The organism is Aromatoleum sp. (assembly GCF_036675785.1).
Taxonomy (GTDB): domain Bacteria; phylum Pseudomonadota; class Gammaproteobacteria; order Burkholderiales; family Rhodocyclaceae; genus Aromatoleum.
This window is the reverse complement of the sequence record NZ_JAKFEF010000083.1, coordinates 1-4,789: the sequence shown is the minus strand read 5'-3', so window position 1 is coordinate 4,789 and position 4,789 is coordinate 1. Positions and strand designations below refer to the sequence as shown.

3 protein-coding genes are annotated in these 4,789 nt (G+C 68.1%); all 3 read left to right on the top strand.

What is annotated here, in order from left to right:
- Positions 1–1,132: GAF domain-containing protein (locus V6M37_RS18120; protein WP_332675674.1), on the top strand; the 1,132-nt coding region annotated here is incomplete at its 5' end.
- Positions 1,133–1,273: 141 nt separating this feature from the next.
- Entirely contained in the window at positions 1,274–3,211 is a 1,938-nt protein-coding gene (locus tag V6M37_RS18115) for a putative bifunctional diguanylate cyclase/phosphodiesterase (protein ID WP_332675673.1), read from the top strand.
- The coding region (locus tag V6M37_RS18110; protein WP_332675672.1) for a GAF domain-containing protein at positions 3,205–4,789 on the top strand (1,585 nt) is incomplete at its 3' end. The genes V6M37_RS18115 and V6M37_RS18110, both read left to right, overlap by 7 nt.

The window sequence follows — 4,789 nt, the reverse complement described above, 5'->3', positions numbered from 1 at the left end:
GCTGCTGCGCTACCTGCGCACCGAAACGGCGGGGCCGCTGTTCGAGCGGATGAAGGCGAAGCTCGCCGGCGTCGCCGCGCATTCCGGCATGGGCGGCGTCTTCCGGCTGCTGGGTTCGGACGTCTGCCGCGTGCTCGAGATCGAGCGCGTACCCGGTCCGGCGCTCGCGCTGCCGACGCCGCGTCCGAGCCTGCTCGCGGCGCTGCGCGCGACCTCGGCGCGGCTCGCGATCTGCCGCGAACTGGACACGCTGCTGACCGAAGCGCTCGCGAGCCTCGAGTCGCAGTTCGGCTTCCGTCACACGAGCGTGCTGCTGCTCGACGGTTCGGGCGCGCGTCTCTATACCGTCGCCAGCCGGGGTTACGAAAGCTCCGGCGTCGGCTCCGAAATCGCGGTCGGCGACGGCGTGATCGGCGTCGCCGCGCGCGAAGCGACGCCGATCCGCATCGGCTATCTCGCGCCCGGCTATGCGCACGACGGCGCGGGCGCGGGCGCCGTGCAGAGCGGCAGCGCCGACGCGCTCGAAACCCGCATTCGGCTGCCGAGTTTGCCGGAGCCGCACAGCCGCCTGGCCGTGCCGATCCGCGCCTGCACCCGGCTCCTCGGCGTGCTGTATGCCGAGAGCCCGCGGAACCTGCGCTTCGGCTACGACGACGAGGACGCGCTCGTCGCCCTTGCGGGCCAGCTCGGGGCCGCGATGCTCGCGCTGCGGCAGGCGGGCGACCGCGACGACGACGCCGCACACCCCGAGCCGGCGCCCCTTGCCGCCGCCGGTCCGCCGGTCGTCGTGCGGCATCACGCCGGCGACGACAGCGTGTTCCTCGACGACGACTACCTGATCAAGGGCGTTGCCGGCTCGATCTTCCGGGCCGTCATGCGCAATCTCGTCGTCGAGTGCCGCAGCACGTTCAGCCTGCGGGAGTTGCGGCTCGACCCGCGGATCCGCCGCGACGACGGCAGCGACGACCTCGACGCGCGGCTGCTCGTGTTGCGCCGCCGGCTCGCCGAATGCGGCGCCGGCGTGCGGCTCGAAAGCATCGGGCGCGGACGTTTCCTGCTGACGGCGCGCCGGCCGGCGACGCTGATCGACGTCGCCGGCCAGCCTCCAGACCCGCCGTCCGCGCGGCATTGAGGCGCGAAAACGCCCATTTTGGGCAGTGTCTATCCGGTAGGCATGGCCCGATCCGCCCGTCGGGGGCGGCTTTCCGTTTACAATCGTCCGGATTTATGCGTGCGCAACCGCGCAACGACAATTCAAATTCGGCGTGACCTCATGGATCCCCGAGACAAACCCGCGGTACTCGTCGTCAACGACAACGAGATCAGCCTGAGCGCGGTGAGCGCGCTGCTGGAAGGCGCCGCCACGCGGCAAGCCTTCACGATCATGACCGCGAACTCCGGCGAACAGGCGTTGCGGCGGCTGCTCGTGCGCGAGTTCGCGGTGATCCTGCTCGACGTGAACATGCCGGGCTTGGACGGGTTCGAGACCGCGCGGCTGATCCACGGCCGCCCGCGTTCGGCCGCCACGCCGATCATCTTCCTCACCGCGCACCGGTCCGACGAGTTCGACCGCATCAAGGGATACGAGGCGGGCGCCGCCGATTACCTGTTCACGCCGCTCGTCCCGCAGGTGCTGCAAGCTAAGGTCAGCGTCTTCGTCGAACTGTTCCGCAAGCGGCGCGAACTGGAGCGGGAGGCCGCGTCGCTCGCCGCGCTGAACCGCGAGCTGCAGGTGCAGCGGCTCGAAGACCTGGAGCGGGCCAACGCCGCGCTGCAGACGGAGGTCGTGGAGCGCCGCGCGGCGGAACAACTCGCTCACGAACTCGCGATCCGCGATACGTTGACCGGGCTCTTCAACCGCCGCTCGCTCAACGAGCGCATCGAGCACGCGATCGCGACGGCGGAGCGCCAGAAAGGCCGCCTCGCGCTCCTCTTCCTCGATCTCGACCGCTTCAAGTACGTCAACGATTCGCTCGGGCACGACAAGGGTGACGAGCTGCTGAAGCAGGTCGCGGCGCGCCTGCGCGCGGTGGTGCGCGAATCGGACAGCGTCGCGCGGCTCGGGGGCGACGAGTTCGTCGTGCTGCTCGAGAACCTGCACGACCTCGAGGATGTCGCCGAAGTCGCCACGAAGATCTGCAGCGCGCTCGCGCGCCCGTTCGAGCTCGCGCGCAGCACGGTCAAGGTCTCGGCGAGCGTCGGTGTCGGCGTATTCCCCGAGGACGGCGCGAACGCCAGCGTGCTGATGAAGAACGCCGATCTGGCGATGTACGAAGCGAAGCACCAGGGCCGCAACGGCCACCAGTTCTACCGCGAGGAACTCAACCGGCGCCTGCTCGAACGCATCCGGCACGAGCGGGAACTGCAGCTGGCGCTCGAGAACGACGAATTCGAGCTGTATTACCAGCCGAAAGTCGACGTCGTCCGCGGCACGATCGCCGGTGTCGAGGCCTTGCTGCGCTGGCGCCATCCGCAGCTCGGCCTCCTTTCGGCCGACCGGTTCATGAGCCTCGCCGAGGAGACGGGCATGCTCGTCCCGCTGAGCGAATGGGCGCTGCGGGCCGCGTGCCGGCAAGCGCGGGACTGGCGCGACGCGGGATGGCTCGGCGAACCGCTGCGGATCGCCGTCAACGTCGCCGAGCCGCAAGTGTATTCCGCGCTGCCCGACACGCTCGGCCGCCTTCTCGACGAGTGCGAGCTGTCGCCGACGTACCTCGAACTCGAGATCACCGAGACCTTGCTGATGCGCGACGTGGACCGCGCGGCGACGGTGCTCGCCGAGATCGGCGAAACCGGCGTGTCGATCGCCGTCGACGACTTCGGCACCGGCTACTCCTCACTCGCGATGCTCAAGGCGCTGCCGATCCACATTCTGAAGATCGACCAGTCGTTCGTCCGCGACCTGCCGTTCGACCGCGACACCCATGCGATCGTCACCGCGATCGTGCAGATGGCCCATGCGATCGGGCTGAAAGTGATCGCCGAAGGAGTCGAGGGCGAAGCCCAGCTCGAGACGCTGCGCGCGCTCGGATGCGACGAATACCAAGGCTACCTCTTCAGCAAGCCGCTGCCGGCGAGCGAGCTGGCTGCGAGATTCAAGGCGACTGTCGAAGCGGGCGACAGGGCGCTACGCGCATCGGCGGACCACGAAAACCAGCAACTGCTCTGCGGAGCGGACCGTCCAGCAGCGAGGGCAATGAAGCAATGCTAAGTCGAACGAGGATTTCCACCCGGCTGATTGCCGGGTTTTCGCTGATATTGCTGGCGACCCTCTGCCTCGGGCTCATGGGCGTGCGCAGCATCGAGCGGCTCGCCGAAGCGAGCCAGAACATGTTCAAACATCCGTTCACCGTGTCGATCGCGATTCGCGAAGCGATGACGGAAGTGCTCGTCGCCCAGCAGGTGATGAACACGCTGGTCCACTATACGAGCCCGGAAGACGTCGAGCGCTTTCAGCAGAAGCTCGACACGCAACGGAAAATCAACGACCAGAAGCTTGCGTTGATCCGCGAGCGCTACCTGGGAAATCCCCTCGACATCGATCGGATCGAGCGCGCGCTGAGCGACTGGCGCGAGGCCCGAGCGGCCACGGTCGCCCTTCTGAAAGGCGGACGGCGCGCCGAAGCGATCGCGCTATATGGCGCTCAGGGTGACAGGCTGGTCGAGGCGGTGCTGGAGCGTATGGAGACCGTTTCGGGTTTTGCCAGCGATCGGGCCCGGACGTTCGGAGAGGCGGCCGCAGGCGAAGCCGAGTCGGCGGTCGAACTCACGTCGATCGCATTGCTGCTCATCCTCGTCGGCGGGACTGCGCTGACCTTCTTCGTCACCGCCAGCGTGCGGCGCTCGCTGCGCAACGCTGCCGACGAAGTCAAGCGGGTTATCGAGAGCAGCACCGAGAAAGCCCGCGTCGTCGAAGCGATCGGCAGCGGCGACCTGAGCCAGGAGATCGCCGTCTCCGCGCCGCTGAAAGTCAACCTCGAACACCTGCCGGACGACGAAACCGGCGTTCTCCTGCGCGCTGCCGCGCAGCTCAGCGTCGTCCAGTCCGATCTCGACGCCTCCTTCCGCAACATGACTTCGTTCCTGCGTCAGGCGCGCCAGGCGTCGCGCGACGCCGACTGGGTAAAGAGCGGACTGAACGAACTGAACTCGCTGATGCGTGGCGAGCAGGCCGCGCCGGAACTCGCGGACAAGGCGCTCACCTATCTCGTTGAATACCTGACCGCGGGGGTCGGCGCGTTGTACCTGCTCGACGAGCGCGCCGAGGCGCTGCACCTCGCCGCGACCTACGCGTTCACGCGGCGCAGGAACCTCGGGGACCGCTTCCGCCTCGGCGAAGGGCTGATCGGGCAGGCGGCGCGGGAACGCAAGCCGATCTGCCTCGCGAACGTGCCGGCCGACTACCTGCCGATCGGTTCGGCGCTCGGCGAGTCGGTGCCGAAAGTCGTGCTCGCGCTGCCGCTGCTGCACGGCACGCGCCTCATCGGCGCGCTCGAAATCGGCGCTTTCGCCGACTTCACCGACCTCCAGCTCGAGTTTCTCGGGCTTGCGCAGGAAGCGCTCGCGATCGGGCTCGACGTCAGCCAGTCGCGCGAACGCATGACCGAGCTGCTCGAGGAAACCCAACAGCAGGCCGAAGAGCTGCGCGTGCAGCAGGAGGAGCTGCAGCAGAGCAACGAAGAGCTCGAAGAGCGCGCCCAGATGCTGGAACAGCAGCGCGAGAACATCCGCGCGAAGAACCGCGAGATCGAAGTCGCCGCCGAAGACCTGCGTCGCAAGGCGGAAGAAC

Coding starts and splice junctions, on each gene's coding strand:
- V6M37_RS18115 (WP_332675673.1), top strand. CDS start 1,274: ATGGATCCCCGAGACAAACCCGCGGTACTCGTCGTCAACGACAACGAG.